This is a genomic window from Streptomyces sp. DSM 106670, from assembly GCF_055792845.1.
Window position 1 is genome coordinate 469875 of record NZ_CM147704.1, and the last position, 15683, is coordinate 485557.

Sequence of the window (15683 nt, forward strand, 5' to 3'; positions counted from 1 at the left end):
CGGTCAGTCCGTGCGCGGGGTGGGCTGGAACCAGGCGGGGCCCTCGGTGAGGGCCTGCTTGATCCGGAACAGGGCGAACTCGCCGAGCGGCGGGAGCCCGTCCAGCGGGAACCAGCCCACCTCCAGCGACTCGTCGTCGTTGACGCGCGCCTCGCCGCCGGTCGCCCGGCAGCGGAAGGTGATGTCGAGATACTGGCAGCGGTCGCCGTTGGCGTACTGCACGGGCTCCAGTGCCTGGGTGAGCACCACCCGCTCGGCCACGCAGTGCACGCCGGTCTCCTCCAGCACCTCGCGCTCCGCCGTCGCCGCGGGCTCCTCGCCCGGCTCGGAGATCCCGCCGATGACCGACCACTTCCCGGTGTCCGCGCGCCGCCCGAGGAGCACCCGGCCCTCGTCGTCGAGGACGATGGCCGTCACCCCGGGCAGCAGGAGCAGCTGGTGCCCGGCGGTGGCGCGGATCTCACGGATGAAGTCGGGAGTAGCCATGGATCCGAGCCTACGTGGCCGGACCGGGTGCTCCTACGCGGTGCCCCGGCTCCGGCGTGCCCGGACCGCCGAGACGCTCACCCAGCCGAGGCCCGCCAGGGCCAGCAGCGCGATGACGCCCTCGGGCAACGGGCCCATCCGGGTGGCGGGGGTGAGCGAGGAGCGCAGCGGCACCTCGGCGACGAGGGCGTCGGGGGTGAACATCCCGGTCTTCTGGACGATCGTGCCGTCCGGGCGGATCACCGCGCTGACCCCGCTGGTGACGGGGACGACGACGGCCCTGCCGTGCTCGACGGCCCGCACCTGGGACATGGCCAGCTGCTGGTAGGTCATCTCGCTGCGGCCGAAGGTCGCGTTGTTGCTGGGCACGGCGATCATCCGGCCGCCGTGGGTCACGGTGTCGCGCACGGCGTCGTCGAAGGCGGCCTCGTAACAGGTCACGAGCCCCACCTTCGTGCCCGCGAGGTCGAAGACGCCGACCTCGCTGCCGGGGACGAACTCGCGCTGCACCCGGTCGACGTCCTCGCTGAAGAAGCGGGCGACCGTGCGCATCGGCATGTACTCGCCGAACGGCTGGATGTGCCGCTTGTCGTAGGTGTCGACGGGGCCCCGGTCCGGGTCCCACTCGATCAGGGTGTTGCGCAGGCTGTCGGAGCCCTTCTCGACGACCGAGCCGACGACCGTGGGGGCGCCGATCGCCTTGACGGCGTCGTCGATGACCTGGCGGGCGTCCGCGTTGAGGTAGGGGTCGAGGTCGGAGGAGTTCTCCGGCCACAGCACGAAGTCGGGCTGCTTCGCCTTGCCCGCCTTCACCTCGTCGGCGAGCTGGGTGGTGCGCTTGGCGTGGTTGTCGAGGACGGCGCGGCGCTGGGCGTTGAAGTCGAGACCGAGGCGCGGCACGTTGCCCTGGATCGCGGCGACGGTGGCCGTGCCGTTCTCGGCCGAGTCGTCGACCAGCGGCAGCGCCGCGAGGGCGCCCGCGATCGGTACGAGGATGCTCGCGGCGGCCCCGGCGACGGCCGCGCGGGGGACCTTGCCGGTGGACCGGTACGCCATGGCCTGGCGCACCGCCTCGTAGAGCCCGAAGCCGCACAGCACGACGGCGAAGGAGAGCAGCGGGGTGCCGCCGAACGCGGCGAGCGGCAGGAAGGCGCTCTCGGACTGGCCGAAGGCGATCTTGCCCCAGGGGAAGCCGCCGAACGGGATCCGGGCGCGGACCGCCTCGTCCAGGACCCAGACCGCGGCCGCCCACACGGGCCAGTACGCGAGGCGGGTCACCGCGGCGATGCCCAGGCATCCCACGGCGATGAAGAGCCCCTCCGCGGCGGCCAGGGCCAGCCACGGCACCGGGCCGACGTCCTCGCCGGTCCAGTGCAGCAGCGGCAGCATGAAGCCGAGGCCGGACAGGAGACCGAGGCCGAAGGCGGCCCGGAGCCGGCGGCCGTGCAGCACCCAGCCGAGCAGCGCGAACCCGGGCAGCACGAGCCACCACACGGTCCGGGGCGGGAAGCTCGCGTAGAGCAGGAGCCCGGACAGCACGGCGGCGGCCGGGCGGAGGAGCCGCGGCAGCAGTCCGGCGGCCCGGGGTGCTGCGGCGGGCGGCGGGTCGTCGACGGGAGTCATGGTGGCGCTCACCCGGCGGAGTCTACGGTGGGCGGCTGTGAGCGGCGGCGTTGACCTGCGCGGGACCGGGACGCGGGTGGCGGCTCCGGGGCGGCGCCGCACGGCTCGGCGGCGGCGCGACGCGGGGCGGTGCCGGGCTTCCGGGCGGTGCGGGGCGAGGCGGTCAGCGGGCGGAGTGGGGTGACGCGGTCAGTCGCCGGACCGGCCGCCGGGTCGACCGCCGGGGCGGTTGCCGGGCCGGTTGCCGGTGGCGGGCAGGTGCAGCCGCTGCCGGATGAACCGTACGGCCGTCTCCGCGTCGTCGACCGTGACGGTGAAGACCCGGCCGTCGCCCAGGCGCAGGGCCATGCCCTCGCCCTTGCGGACCACCACGGCAGTGCCCTGCTCGGGACGCCAGCGGTAGCCCCAGCCGCCCCACTGGCGCGGGTTGATCCGGGGGACGAAGTCCGCGCCCGTCACATGGCTGAGCAGGATCCGGCGGCGCGGCAGACCGGCGTGGCCGCAGCGCACCTCCAGGCTGTCCCCGTCGACCTTGACGGACACATGGACGAAGGCGAGCGTTCCGAAGAGGATCAGGAGTCCGGCGGCGAGGCAGCCGATCACCGACATCAGCAGCGGGGCGATGCCCGAGGTCCAGGCCCCGTCGACGGCGAGCTCGATGCCGAGCGCCACACAGCCCGCGCCCGCGAGGGCCAGCAGCCACTGCATGCGGTTGGTGGCGCGGCCGTTCCACTCCGTGGGCGGCGCCTGGCTCGACCCGTGCCTCGCACTCTCGGGGTGGTCCGTCATATTCAGCAGCGTAGCCGCGTTCCGGGCTCCCGGCCGGGGACGCGGAGGGCCGATCGGGCGAGAAGTACGGTCAGCGGACGGGGGCCGCGGCCGCCAGGATCCGGCCCTCGGCGTAGGTCAGGGCGGTTTCCGGGAGGGTGGCGGGACGGCCGCCCTGGAGCACGGTGAGCGTGCCGGTGGGTTCGGCCGTCGGGGCGGGATCCGCGCCGATCCGGCGCAGCGCCTGGGCGGCGACCGCTCCGGCCGAACCGTGCAGGGCGAGCGGCGGGCGGCCGGGCCGCTGCACGGCGTCGCGGATCCGGGTGGCGACCAGCTCGTAGTGGGTGCAGCCGAGGACGACGGCCCGGACGTCGGGCGGGGTGAGGGCGGCGGCCGCCGCGACGGCGCGGTCGATCGCGGCCTCGTCGCCGTGCTCCACGGCGTCGGCGAGCCCGGGGCACGGGACCTCGGTGACCTCGGCGGTGCCGCCGAAGTCCGCGATCAGTCCGCGCTGGTAGGGGCTGCCGGTGGTGGCCGGGGTGGCCCAGATGGCGACGGAGCCGCCACCCGCGGCCGCGGGCTTGATCGCGGGGACCGTGCCGATGACCGGCAGGGCGGGCTCCAACTCGGCGCGGATCGTCGGCAGGGCGCGGACCGAGGCGGTGTTGCAGGCGATGATCAGCGCGTCGGGCCGGTGGGCCGCCGCGGCGCGGGCCACGGCCAGCGCGCGGGCGGTCACGTCCTCGGGCGTGCGGGGCCCCCAGGGCATCGAGCCGGGGTCGCTGGAGAGGACGAGTTCGGCGTCGGGCCGCAGGCGGCGCACTGCGGCCGCTGCCGCCAGCAGGCCGATTCCGGAGTCCATGAGCGCGATCTTCACCCGGTCACCCTAGCCGACAGCCCTTGCGGACCGGGCTCAGTGGGGCAGACTTCGGCGGATGAGCGCCGTTGCCTGGATCGCCGTGGGTTCGCTGATCGCGTGGGTGTGGCTGCTGCTGGGCCAGGGCTTCTACTGGCGGACGGACCAGCGGCTCCCCCGGCGCACCGACCCGGCCCGCTGGCCGTCGGTGGCGGTGGTGGTGCCGGCCCGCGACGAGGCGGAGATGCTGCCGGTGAGCCTGCCGTCGCTGCTGGTCCAGGACTATCCGGGGGACGCGCGGATCATCCTCGTCGACGACTGCAGCAGTGACGGCACCGGGCAGCTGGCCCGGGACCTGGCCGGGCGGTACGGCGGGCTGCCGCTGACCGTGGTGTCGCCCGGGGAGCCGGAGCAGGGCTGGACGGGCAAGCTGTGGGCCCTGCGGCACGGGATCGCGGTGGCCCGGCGGGACAAGCCGGACTTCCTGCTGCTGACCGACGCGGACATCGCGCACGAGCCGGACAGCCTGCGCGATCTGGTCGCCGCGGCCGGTCCCGGCGGCCCCGACGGATTCGACCTGGTGTCGCAGATGGCGCGGCTGCGGGTGGAGAGCGTCTGGGAGCGTCTTGTGGTGCCCGCGTTCGTCTACTTCTTCGGGCAGCTCTACCCGTTCCGCCGGGTGAACCGGCCCGGGTCGCAGACGGCGGCCGCGGCCGGGGGCTGTGTGCTGCTGCGCACCGAGGCCGCCGAGCGGGCGCGGATCCCGGAGTCGATCCGGCAGGCGGTGATCGACGACGTGTCCCTAGCGCGGGAGGTGCGGCGCGGCGGCGGCCGGATCTGGCTGGGGCTCGCGGAGCGGGTGGACAGTGTGCGGCCGTATCCGCGGCTGGCGGATCTGTGGCGGATGGTCGCGCGCAGTGCGTACGCCCAGCTGCGGCACAGCCCGCTGCTGCTGGCGGGGACGGTGCCGGGGCTGCTGCTCGTGTACGTGGCGCCGCCCGCGTCGCTGGTGGCGGGGGTGCTGACGGGCGACGGGGTGGCGGCCTGGGCGGGCGGTGCGGCGTGGGCGGTGATGACGGCGACGTATCTGCCGATGCTGGCGTACTACCGCCAGTCGCTGTGGCTGGGCCCGCTGCTGCCGCTGACGGCGGTGCTGTATCTGCTGATGACGGTGGACTCGGCGGTGCAGCACTACCGGGGGCGGGGCGCGGCCTGGAAGGGCCGTACGTACGCGCGCCCGGAGGCCGCGCCCGACCGGTGACGCCGCGCCGGGACCGGCGGGCGGCCGGCGGGGGCGCGGCGGGGACGGGTCACTTGCGGCCGGGCGTCCAGTTCATGCCCCAGCCGTAGGCGGCGTCGATGGTGCGCTGGGGGCTGACGCCCCGGTCCGGGACGAGGTAGCGGGCCTCGCGCTGGACGGTGAGGTCGCCGCCGTTGTTGGTGATCAGGGCCAGGGCGCAGACGGTGGAGGGCACGGTGCACTCGTCGAGGGAGAAGTCGATGGGCGCGCCGTTCTGCGGCTGGAGTGTGACGGTGGCGTGGAGGTCGGCGAAGCTCCGGGCGCCTTCGTAGATGGTGACGAAGATCAGGACGCGCCGCAGCAGGTCCTTGTGGTCGAGGTTGATGGTCATGTTCTCGCCGGTGGAGAGCGCGCCGGTGCGGTCGTCGCCGTCGAGGTGGATGAAGGGCGGCTGGCGCAGGGAGCCGAAGGCGTTGCCGAGGGCCTGCACCACTCCCTTGCGGCCGTCGGCGAGCTCGTACAGGGCGCAGAGGTCGAGGTCGAGATCGGCGTGCATGGCGACGGCCCGGCCGAGCTTCGCGCCCCAGCCCTTGAACTGCTTGCGGACCTCCCAGTTGAGGTTGACGCGCAGCGCGCCGGAGGTGCCGCCCTGCTTGGCGAGCGAGACGGAGGGCGCGCTCTTGGTCAGCGTCACCTTGGTCAGCCGTACGGGGGCCGGGGCGGGCGGGGCCGGCGGCATGGGGGCGGGAGGCGCCGGCGGCGCGGGGGCGACCGGAGCGGGGGCCGGGGCGGCGGGCCATGACTGCGCCGGGGCGGCCGGGGGCGCCGGGGGCTGCGGTGCGGGCGGGGTGGGTGCGGCGGCCGGGGCGGGGGCGGCCTGCTGCGGTTCGTCCACGGAGATGCCGAAGTCCGTCGCCAGGCCTTCGAGACCGGTGCTGTAGCCCTGCCCGACCGCGCGGAACTTCCAGGCGCCCTGGCGCAGATACAGCTCACCGAGGATGAAGGCGGTCTCGACCGTGGCGTCCGTGCTGTCGAAGCGGGCCAGCTCGGCGCCGTTCGCCGCGTCCGTGACCTGTACGGAGAGTCCGGTCACCCGGCCGAAGGTCCCGCCGTCCGCCGAGGCCGCGACGACGATGCGCTCGATCCCGGGCTCGACCTTGCCGAAGTCGACGAGGAGGGTGTCGGTGACGCGGTCGGCCGCGGTCTGCTTGCCCTCGTGCCGGACCGCGCCGGACGCGTGGGCCGGCTGGTTGTAGAAGACGAAGTCCGCGTCGCTGCGGACCTTGCCCGCCACCAGCAGGAGCCCGGAGGCGTCGACGTCCGGCGTGCCCGGTGCGGTGTGCCACCCCACCGTGACGCGCACGGTGCCGGCCGGCACCGGAACGTTGGTTCCTTTTTGCATGGTCATGGTCGCCCCCATCACGAGTCCGGCTGCCCGCAGGCCTTCCCCACAACTTAATCCCCACCTCCCGCGCGAAGCGCCGCACCCACCCCGGGATCCACCGCGGATCCTGTCGCGCCGACTCCGCTTCCACGGCGGCATCGCGTGATGATCCGTCACTTCCCTTTCCAGGAAACGCAGTGCGATGGCCGGAGGACGGACTGCGCGGGCCCCGCGTTGCACACCGAGGCGATACGGCATTTCACGGAGAGACGGGACTGCCGGGAATTCGCTCCGCCGGACGATGATCGAAAGAACTCCCCTTCGGCGAGGCCGCGGACGCCCGTCCGCTCGGGCCCCGCCCGGGCGGTGGGGGCCCGGGCGACCGGCGGAAAGACCTCTGCCGTTAACGAAGGCTTTAACGTTGTTTTGGCGAGCCGGGCGCACAGAACCAACGTAAAACGGATAACCCAAAGATTGGGGCTCCCCATCCAGCTCATCGTGGGCTTAACTTAGGTGGCATGACGTCCCCCCGCTCCACCTTCGGCGGCGGCTACTACGCCGCGTCGTTCCCCGACACTCCGATCTACGACTCCTTGGTCGCGGAGCGGGGAACCCCGCAGATCGCCCCCATCCGTGTGCCGGCCGCCTATGACACCGGCAACAGCTACCTGCCCGCGCTGCCGTCCGCGCTGCCGGCACTGCCCGCGGCCCCGTCGCAGCAGTCCGGCTCCTACGGCTACCCGCAGCAGCAGCCGATGCCGCAGTACCAGCAGGCTCCGATGCAGCAGGCGCCGATGCAGCCGGCCCAACTGCAGCACGCGCCCGCGCCGTACATCCCGCAGCAGCCCTCGGCGGTCCGCGGCTACCCGCAGCAGCCCCAGCCGCAGCGGCCCGCGCCCGCCACCGGGTACGAGGCGATGCGCCCGGCCTCGCCGCGGCCCGCGCCGGCGCAGTCGCCGTACGAGGACCCGTACAACCGGCCGTACCAGAGCCGGGGGTACTGACCCGCGACTCCGGTACGGCGAGGTGCGCCGGGGGACGCACCGGGGCAATCCGCCCACGCCCAGGGCCCATGGGTGTGCGGCCGACGCCTCGGAAAACCACGCCTACGGAGTCCGGAAGGTGCTGGCAGGATGGGCGCATGAGCTTTCCCGTGCTCCGGTCCGTCCACCTTTATCCGGTCAAGTCGCTCGCCTCGCGCGTCCGCGACACGGTCGCCGTCGAGCCATGGGGACTCGACGGCGACCGCCGCTGGATGCTGGTCGACAAGGCGTCCAGGGCCGTCACGCAGCGTCAGCAGCCGTCCATGGCGCGGATCTCGGCCGAGCTGCTGCCGGGCGGCGGTGTGGCCCTGTCCGCACCGGGCCACCCGCCCCTGCGGGTGACGGCGCCGGAACCGGGCCGGATGCTCACCGTGGAACTGCACCGGGACACGCTGGAGGTGGCGGAGGCGCCGGGTGACGCGCACGACTGGCTGAGCGCGGTCCTCGGTACGGAGGTCCGGCTCGTGCATCTCGACGATCCCGCGCACCGCCGGCCCGTCGATCCGCTCTTCGGCCGGCCCGGCGACGTGGTCTCCTTCGCCGACGGCTACCCGCTGCTGCTGACCACCACGGCCTCGCTCGACGCCCTCAACGCCCTGGTCGCCCGGGGTGACCGGCCCGAGGAGGGCCCGCTGCCGATGGACCGCTTCCGGCCCAACGTGGTGATCGACGGGACCGAGGCCTGGGCGGAGGACGACTGGCGGCGGATCGCGATCGGCGAGGTCGTCTTCACGGTGGCCAAGCCCTGCGGCCGCTGTGTGATCACGACGACCGACCAGCGCACCGCCGAGCGGGGCAGGGAGCCGCTGCTCACGCTGGCCCGCCACCGCCGGTTCGGCAAGCAGCTGGTCTTCGGCCAGAACCTGATCCCCGAGGGGACAGGAGTGATCCGGGTCGGGGATCCCGTCCGGATCCTCGATCGATAAAGTCGGCGCCGGAGGCGCGCGAAGGGGGAGGGGGCGCGGGCGTGTGGGCGCTGTGGGCACTACTGCGCGGGCGGGACAGTCCGCTGCGCCGTGCCACCGACCGCCGCGAGGCCTGGGTGGCGCTCGGCGCGCTGCTGCTCCTCCTGGTCGCCGCCCCGGCCGCAGGCTGGGCGGGCGGAGCGGTCGCCGACGCCTCCCTCCAGCGTTCGGTGCGCGCCCAGCACGCGGAGCGCCACCCCGTCGACGCGGTCGTGGTGGGCCGGTTCCCGGAGCGGGAGCGGTTCGCCGGTGATCCGGAGGGCGGCTCCGAACGGGCCCCGCGCACCTGGGTGGTGGCCTCCTGGCAGGCCCCGGACGGCAGTCCGCGCACCGGGAGGGTGGCCACCTCGTCACGGCCCGGCGCCCCGGGGTCCTCGGTGCGGATCTGGACGGACGCGACCGGCTTCCCGGTTCCGCCGCCGATGGACGGGCGCACCGCCCGGACCCACGCGGTGCTGGCCGGCATCGGTACGTTCCTGCTCGCTGCCGGATGCGTCGAGGCGGGCCGCCGGCTGACCGTAGGACGTATGGTGCGGCGGCGGTACGCGCGGCTGGACCGGGAGTGGGCCGCGGCCGGTCCGGACTGGGGCAGGGCGGGAACGAGCGGCTGAACACGGCCCCTTCCCCGACCGGAGACGAGCGGAGACGACGGGACCCGACCGGAGATGACCGGAGCCGGCCTCCGGCAACATCGCTCCGCGGGGCCGACTCGTCAACTCCCGCCCCTCACGCGCGCTACGGTGGTCCGACCCCGTCCGCCTCCCCGGCGACGGACGGACCCGAGGCAGCGCACAGCACGAGGTGGGGGCAGAGCAACTCCATGGCACAGGGCACGGTCCAGGTGACGCACACCGGAACATCGCGATGGCGCCGCCGCACGGGCGAGTACGCCTCCCTCGCCGCGGCCCTGGAGGCAGCAGCCGACGGCGACGTCCTCACCGTCGCGCCCGGCACCTACCGGGAGAACCTCGTCGTCCACCGCGCGGTGACGCTGCGCGGCCCCGAGGGCGCGGTGGGTTCCGTGCGGATCGCGCCGGTCGACGGCGTACCGCTGACCGTGCGCGCCTCCGCGGTCGTCCAGGGGCTGCACATCGAGGGCCAGGACTCGACGGCCCCGGCGCTGCTGGTCGAGGACGGCACGGCGGAGCTGACGGACCTGCGGATCGTGACGCGGTCCGCCGCGGGTATCGAGGCGCGCGGCGCGGCCCGGCCCACCGTGCGGCGCTGCACGGTCGACAATCCGGCCGGGGTCGGCATCGCCGTGCTGGACGGTGCGGGCGGGGTGTTCGAGGAGTGCGAGATCGTCTCGGCCGGCCAGTCCGGGGTCTCGGTCCGCGACGGGGGGCATCCGCGCCTGGACCGCTGCCGGATCCACCACGCGTCCGGGGCGGGCATCGGCGTCACCGGCGAGGGCAGCGGTCTGGAGGCGTTCGGCTGCGAGGTGTACGAGATCAAGGGCAGCGGCATCCAGGTCACCGCCCGCGCCTCGGCCCATCTGACCGACTGCACCGTGCACCGCACCTCGGCGGACGGGGTCACGCTGGACACCGACGCGGTGCTGACGCTCGCCGACTGCGACATCCACGACATTCCGGAGAACGCCGTCGATCTGCGGTCGCGTTCGGTGCTCACGCTGACCCGCTCCACGGTCCGCCGCTTCGGCCGCAACGGACTCTCGGTCTGGGATCCGGGGACCCGGGTCGACGCCAACCAGTGCGAGATCCACGACAGTACGGGCGACTATCCGGCGGTCTGGGTCAGCGACGGCGCGACGGTGATACTGGACGCCTGCCGGGTGCACGACGTGCCCGACGCGCTGTTCGTCCTCGACCGGGGGTCGCGCGCCGATGTGGTGGACAGCGACCTCTCCCAGATCCGTAACACCGCCGTCTCCGTGAGCGACGGGGCCACCGCCCAGCTGGACGACTGCCGGATCCGGGAGGCGTCCACGGGCGCCTGGTTCCGCGACCACGGCAGCGGCGGCACGCTGAACAACTGCACCATCGACGCCGCGCAGACCGGCGTCATCGTCACCAAGGGCGCGGATCCGACGATCGAGCGCTGCACGGTCACCTCGCCCGCCGAGGCGGGGTTCTACGTCTCGGCCGAGGGCCGGGGCACCTTCGACAGCTGCCGGGTGACGGGCAGCGAGGGCTACGGCTTCCATGTGATGGACGGCTGCCGCACCACGCTCACCCGCTGCCGTACGGAGCGGTGCGCGCGGGGCGGTTACGAGTTCCCCGAGGGCGACAGCGGCGGCGGGACCGGGCCGGTGGCCGAGGACTGCACGAGCGACGAGAGCGGTCTGCGTACGGCGCCGGCTCCGGCCCCCGCCGTGCTGACGGCCACGCAGTCGACGCCCGGCCTGCTCAACACCATGCCCGGCCAGCGGGCCGTGGAGCCCGAACCGGTGGCTCCGGCGGCGGAGCCCGCCCGGGACTCCTCGGCGGTCCTCGGCGAACTGGACGCGCTGGTGGGCCTGGACAGCGTCAAGCGCGAGGTGCGGGCGCTCACCGACATGATCGAGGTGGGCCGCCGCCGGCAGCTGGCCGGGCTCAAGGCCGCGTCCGTCCGCCGCCATCTCGTCTTCACCGGCTCCCCCGGTACGGGCAAGACCACGGTCGCCCGGCTGTACGGCGAGATCCTGGCCTCGCTGGGGGTGCTGGAGCGCGGCCATCTGGTCGAGGTGTCCCGGGTCGACCTGGTCGGCGAGCACATCGGCTCGACGGCGATCCGGACCCAGGAGGCGTTCGACCGGGCGCGCGGCGGGGTGCTGTTCGTCGACGAGGCGTACGCCCTCTCCCCCGAGGACTCCGGCCGGGACTTCGGGCGGGAGGCCATCGACACCCTGGTGAAGCTGATGGAGGACCACCGGGACGCGGTGGTGGTGATCGTCGCGGGCTACACCCACGAGATGGAGCGGTTCCTCACCGTCAACCCCGGGGTGGCCTCACGGTTCTCCCGGACCATCACCTTCAGCGACTACCTTCCCGAGGAGCTGCTGCGGATCGTCGAGCAGCAGGCCGAGGAGCATGAGTACAGCCTGGCGGAGGGCACCGGGGAGGCGCTGCTGAAGTACTTCACCGAGCTCCCCAAGGGCCCCGCCTTCGGCAACGGCCGCACCGCGCGGCAGACCTTCGAGTCGATGGTGGAGCGGCACGCGGGCCGGGTCGCCCAGCTCGCCGAGACGAGCACGGACGACCTGACCCTGCTCTATCCGGAGGACCTCCCCGAGCTGCCCTTCTGAAGCCCCTCCCCCGGCCGGACCGGCTCGCTCCCGGTCTGCCGGGGCACCAGCGGGCCCAGTTCGTCGAGGAGGGCGGCCCGCTCCTCGGCGAAGACCGGGTCGGCCTGGTAGTCGGAGTGGCCGAGGATCGGTTCGGGCAGCGGGAGCTTCGTGGTCCGCCCGTAGGCCAGCGGGTCCTTGAGCGGGCCCCGGTCGACGCCCGGGTCGGGGTCGGCGCAGATCCGGACGGGGCCGCCGATCGGGTCGGTGGCCCGCCACAGATTGCGCCAGCAGTGCACCGAGCGGTGCAGCCCGAGCAGCGGATCGGGGCCGAAGTAGGCCGGGAACCACCGCCCGTACAGCCGCTCCAGGGGCGAGCCGTAGGTGAGCAGCGCGACCCGGCGGCGGGTCGCGTCGGGCAGCTGCCAGACGGCGGACGCGGCGAGCACGCTGCCCTGCGAGTGGCCCGAGATGACGAGCCGGCCGCGGGGCGTGGTGGTCGTCCAGGCGGACATCCGGGAGGCGAGGTCGGGGACGGCGCGCTCGGCGTAGCACGGGGGCGCGAAGGGGTGGGCGGCGCGCGGCCAGAAGGTGCCCACGTCCCAGAGGATCCCGATGGTGCGGCGGGCCGAGGCGTCCTTGTAGGCGCGGCGGCCACCGGCGACGAACAGTATGAAGCCGAAGCCGATCAGCCAGGAGCCGGTCGACTGCGCGGCCTCGGCGAACGATTCGAGGAGCGGCCCGCTCCCGTCGGCTGCCCGGCCCGGCACCTCGTCGCTGCGCCAGGAGCCGGCGATCGCGCCCGCCCCGAGCAGCAGGGTGGCGGCGGAGACCACGCCGACGATCCAGGGCGCGGAGTCGGTGAGGGCGGCGGTCGCGCGGATCCGGGCGATGCGGCGGGTACGGCCCGCGTCGGGCGCTTCGGGGGCGTACTCCGCCTCGATGACCGGGCCCAGGCGGCGGGCGGCGCGCGCGGTGCGGACGACCAGCACCAGGACCGGGACGAGCAGGAGCAGCAGGAGCACCGGGATGACGGAGGCCTGCCAGCTGAGCAGGACCGGCGGTCCGGCGATGTCGGTGCCATGGCCCATGCCCGGGGTCCCGGACCCGTCGAGCCAGTCGGCGACGCGCTGGGCGACGCCGCCGGTCATCACGCCGCCGAGGGCGCAGGCGAGCATCGCGACCGCGGGGCCGCCGAGCCCGTACAGGATGGTGCGGGGTTCGGGGGTGCGCCGGTAGAGGCCCCGGGCGACCATGGCGAGGACCACGACGAGGACGCCCTGGCCGAGGGCGAGGAGCCGGAAGGTGGCCTCGCCGGGCAGGCTGCCGGAGGACTGCCAGTCCGGGCGCGACCAGGACGCGAACAGGACGGAGAGGGCGAGCAGGGCGAGTGCGGAGCCGGGCAGATAGGTGATGAGGGCGGCGTCCAGCCGGGTGTCGCGGGTGCGTTCGCTGCGGCCCCGGCGGCAGACCACCCAGACGACGACGAGCGCGCACAGGGCGATGCCGCCCTCGACGGCCGCGCCGATGACCTGCGGCACCGTTCCTCCGGCGCTCCGGTCGTGGCGTGCGGCGGCTCCGGCGACGGCCGCGGCGACGGTCAGGAACCCGGCCGCGGTATGGGCGGCGCGGAGCCGGGCGACGAGCCGGCGGCCGTACCAGAAGCCGGGCCTGCCGAGCGCGGGGCGGACCGGGGCGGGCGGCCGCGGGGCTCCGTCCTCGTCCGGTTCGGGTGCGCCGGGGCCGTGGGCCTCCTGCGAGCCGTCGGGGTCGTACGCGTCGATCTCCCCTCCGTCCAGGGGGCGTTGGGCCTCGTACGCACTCCAGGTCCGGTTGGAGAGATACCACAGGAGCCCCACCAGGGCCGCGGGCACCAGGGCCGCCAGGGCGAGGCGGCGGCCGGGCTGGGACCACCAGCCGCCCTGATGGGCCGACAGGAAGCCGAGCCAGGAACGGCGTTCGGCGCAGGCCTCGGCGCCCGCGCACTGCCAGGCCAGCAGGTCGAGGGCGACTTCGCAGGCGGCCGCCGTGAGCAGCACGGTGAGGCTGAGCGCGACGAGCCGCACCAGGACGCCGTACAGCCGGACCGCGCGGGTGCGGCCGGTGGCGGTGGGGCGCATCCAGTGGGCGAGGTTGACCACCATGAACGGCAGGAGCAGCAGCCACAGGGCGCGGGAGCCGTTGCCGGAGGTGAGGCCGGACCAGCAGTACGCCTCGGCGACGGGCTCGTCCCGGTAGCGCTCGGGGTGCTTCTCGCCGTGGGCGTCCTCGGTGCGCCGGTAGACGGCGGCGGTCGCGTCGCCGGTGACCCGGACGGTACGGGGGTCGCCCAGCATCTCCTGCGGGGTGGCGCCGCCGACGCCGTGGACGAGCAGTTCCAGCGCGGTCCCGGTGTGCCGCGGTGACGGGTCGGCAGGGGGAGGCGGGGGCGGGGCGGCAGGAGCCAAGGCGGGACTCTCTCTCGGGCGTGCCGGCCTCGCGGCCGACGAAGACGTGCGCAGGAGCGGGTGGGGCGGGGCCGGGACGCCGTGGGCTCCGGGCGTGGTGACCCGCCGGACGGTCCCCAGGATTCCGGGCAGGGGGCGGGTGCGTGAGCGGTCTCACGGAATCTCCCCAGGTGATACGCCGGACATGCCTGCGTGGCAGGATGAGCGTGTCGCGCAGGCCGCTGCGGACCGTACGGCAGAGGGAAGGACCGGACCCGGCGTTGAGCGAGAATCAGAACCTGCTCGCGGAGCAGCGCCGTGCGCTGATCCTCGACGAGGTACGCAGGCGTGGCGGGGTCCGGGTCAACGAGCTGACCCGCAAGCTGAACGTCTCCGACATGACGATCCGCCGGGATCTGGACGCGCTGGCCCGCCAGGGCGTCATCGAGAAGGTCCACGGCGGTGCGGTCCCGGTCGTCGAGGCGAGTACGCACGAGCCCGGGTTCGAGGCGAAGTCGGCGCTGGAGCTGAGCGCCAAGGAGGACATCGCCCGGACGGCGGCGGCGTTGGCGGTGCCGGGCAGCGCCATCGCGCTCTCGGGCGGGACGACGACCTTCGCGCTGGCCCGGCATCTGCTGGACGTGCCGGATCTGACGGTGGTGACCAACTCGGTGCGGGTGGCGGACGTGTTCCACGACGCGCAGCGTCCGGCCGGTGGGCGCGGCGCGCGGCCCGGGGCGGCGACGGTGGTGCTGACCGGCGGGGTGCGCACGCCCTCGGACTCGCTGGTGGGGCCGGTCGCGGACCGGGCCATCGACTCCCTCCACTTCGATGTGCTGTTCCTCGGCGTGCACGGGATCTCGGCCGAGGCCGGGCTCTCGACGCCCAATCTGGCGGAGGCGGAGACCAACCGCCGTTTCGTCCGGGCGGCGCGCCGGATCGTGGTCGTGGCCGATCACACCAAGTGGGGCACGGTGGGTCTGAGTTCCTTCGCCGCGCTGGAGGAGGTCGACACGTTCGTCACGGACGCGGGTCTGGCACCGGAGACGCGCGCGGAGATCGGCGAACATCTGCCGGGGCTGCTGGTGGCGGGCGACGAGCCCGCGGAGGCCTCGCCCGTCACCGAGGGCTGACGCGGGTCCCGTCGGTTCCGTTCGGCTCGCCGCGGGGCGGCCGGACACCCCATAGGATCGGGCTGTGGCCGTCTTCCGGATCGAGCGCTTCTCCCCTCTCCCCGCAGCCGAGGCCTGGCGCCGGGTGACCGACTGGGAACGGCACGCCGCGCAGGTGCCGTTGACCGCGATCTCGGTGCCGACGGGGCTTCCCTCGCAGCTCGGGACGGTCTTCGTGGCGCGTACGGGGCTGGGCCCGCTGGCGTTCGACGATCCGATGGAAGTGGTGCGGTGGACGCCGCCGGCCGGCGGCCGGGCCGGGGTGTGCCAACTGGAGAAGCGGGGCGCCGTGGTGCTGGGCCGGGCCTCGATCGACGTGCTGCCCACGGGTTCCGGTTCCCATGTGGTCTGGGTCGAGGAACTGCGGGTGCGGCTGGTGCCCCGGTGGGGTGATCCGCTGCTCGCCTCCACCGGGCGGCGGATGTTCGGCAGGGTCCTGGACGCCCTGCTCGCCTCCCCCGGCGACCGGTAGGGCCCCGGGAGCCGTCGGCGAG

The 15683-nt window shown here is 74.4% G+C and carries 13 protein-coding genes; 7 read left to right on the forward strand and 6 right to left on the reverse strand.

The window, feature by feature from the left end; all coding sequences use genetic code 11:
- Window positions 1-3: 3 nt before the first annotated feature.
- The 4 genes from ACSMXR_RS01985 to ACSMXR_RS02000 form a co-directional block, all read right to left on the reverse strand.
- Window positions 4-486 (reverse strand): NUDIX hydrolase, encoded by a 483-nt coding sequence (locus ACSMXR_RS01985; RefSeq protein WP_137230798.1) that lies wholly within the window; start codon window positions 484-486, stop codon window positions 4-6.
- A gap of 33 nt (window positions 487-519) precedes the next feature.
- On the reverse strand, window positions 520-2109 hold the full coding sequence (lnt, locus tag ACSMXR_RS01990) for an apolipoprotein N-acyltransferase (RefSeq protein ID WP_376188446.1): 1590 nt from the start codon (window positions 2107-2109) through the stop codon (window positions 520-522).
- A 189-nt stretch (window positions 2110-2298) separates the two neighbouring features.
- Window positions 2299-2898 (reverse strand): hypothetical protein, encoded by a 600-nt coding sequence (locus ACSMXR_RS01995; protein ID WP_319601204.1) that lies wholly within the window; start codon window positions 2896-2898, stop codon window positions 2299-2301.
- A 70-nt stretch (window positions 2899-2968) separates the two neighbouring features.
- Window positions 2969-3754 (reverse strand): glutamate racemase, encoded by a 786-nt coding sequence (locus ACSMXR_RS02000; RefSeq protein WP_473171076.1) that lies wholly within the window; start codon window positions 3752-3754, stop codon window positions 2969-2971.
- Window positions 3755-3812: 58 nt separating this feature from the next.
- On the opposite strand from ACSMXR_RS02000, the gene ACSMXR_RS02005 reads away from it, so the two are divergent.
- Complete coding sequence (locus ACSMXR_RS02005; protein ID WP_473171077.1) at window positions 3813-4994, forward strand: glycosyltransferase; 1182 nt, start codon at window positions 3813-3815, stop codon at window positions 4992-4994.
- 49 nt (window positions 4995-5043) lie between these two features.
- On the opposite strand, the gene ACSMXR_RS02010 is transcribed toward ACSMXR_RS02005, so the two are convergent.
- Window positions 5044-6375 (reverse strand): TerD family protein, encoded by a 1332-nt coding sequence (locus ACSMXR_RS02010; protein WP_473172330.1) that lies wholly within the window; start codon window positions 6373-6375, stop codon window positions 5044-5046.
- 500 nt (window positions 6376-6875) lie between these two features.
- Here ACSMXR_RS02010 and ACSMXR_RS02015 point away from each other — a divergent pair, with 500 nt between their 5' ends.
- The 4 genes from ACSMXR_RS02015 to ACSMXR_RS02030 all read left to right on the forward strand — a co-directional run bounded on the left by ACSMXR_RS02015 (window position 6876) and on the right by ACSMXR_RS02030 (window position 11612).
- Window positions 6876-7361, forward strand: a complete 486-nt coding sequence (locus ACSMXR_RS02015) for a DUF6643 family protein (protein ID WP_137235573.1) — start codon at window positions 6876-6878, stop codon at window positions 7359-7361.
- 137 nt (window positions 7362-7498) lie between these two features.
- Complete coding sequence (locus ACSMXR_RS02020; protein WP_473171078.1) at window positions 7499-8326, forward strand: MOSC domain-containing protein; 828 nt, start codon at window positions 7499-7501, stop codon at window positions 8324-8326.
- 41 nt (window positions 8327-8367) lie between these two features.
- Window positions 8368-8976, forward strand: coding sequence for an Rv1733c family protein (locus ACSMXR_RS02025; protein WP_473171079.1), 609 nt, complete (start codon window positions 8368-8370; stop codon window positions 8974-8976).
- A gap of 209 nt (window positions 8977-9185) precedes the next feature.
- Entirely contained in the window at window positions 9186-11612 is a 2427-nt protein-coding gene (locus ACSMXR_RS02030; RefSeq protein WP_381796300.1) for a right-handed parallel beta-helix repeat-containing protein, read from the forward strand.
- On the opposite strand, the gene ACSMXR_RS02035 is transcribed toward ACSMXR_RS02030, so the two are convergent.
- The gene (locus tag ACSMXR_RS02035; protein ID WP_473171080.1) at window positions 11579-14038 is read right to left on the reverse strand and encodes a hypothetical protein; all 2460 of its coding nucleotides are present in this window, start codon (window positions 14036-14038) and stop codon (window positions 11579-11581) included. The genes ACSMXR_RS02030 and ACSMXR_RS02035 overlap by 34 nt on opposite strands.
- Before the next feature lie 260 nt (window positions 14039-14298).
- Between ACSMXR_RS02035 and ACSMXR_RS02040 the strand changes: the two genes are divergently transcribed.
- Together ACSMXR_RS02040 and ACSMXR_RS02045 are read left to right on the forward strand one after the other, a co-directional pair.
- On the forward strand, window positions 14299-15150 hold the full coding sequence (locus ACSMXR_RS02040; RefSeq protein ID WP_137235578.1) for a DeoR/GlpR family DNA-binding transcription regulator: 852 nt from the start codon (window positions 14299-14301) through the stop codon (window positions 15148-15150).
- Between the two features lie 64 nt (window positions 15151-15214).
- A complete protein-coding gene (locus ACSMXR_RS02045; RefSeq protein WP_137235579.1) occupies window positions 15215-15661 on the forward strand; it encodes an SRPBCC family protein in 447 nt (148 codons plus the stop codon).
- Window positions 15662-15683: the final 22 nt, after the last annotated feature.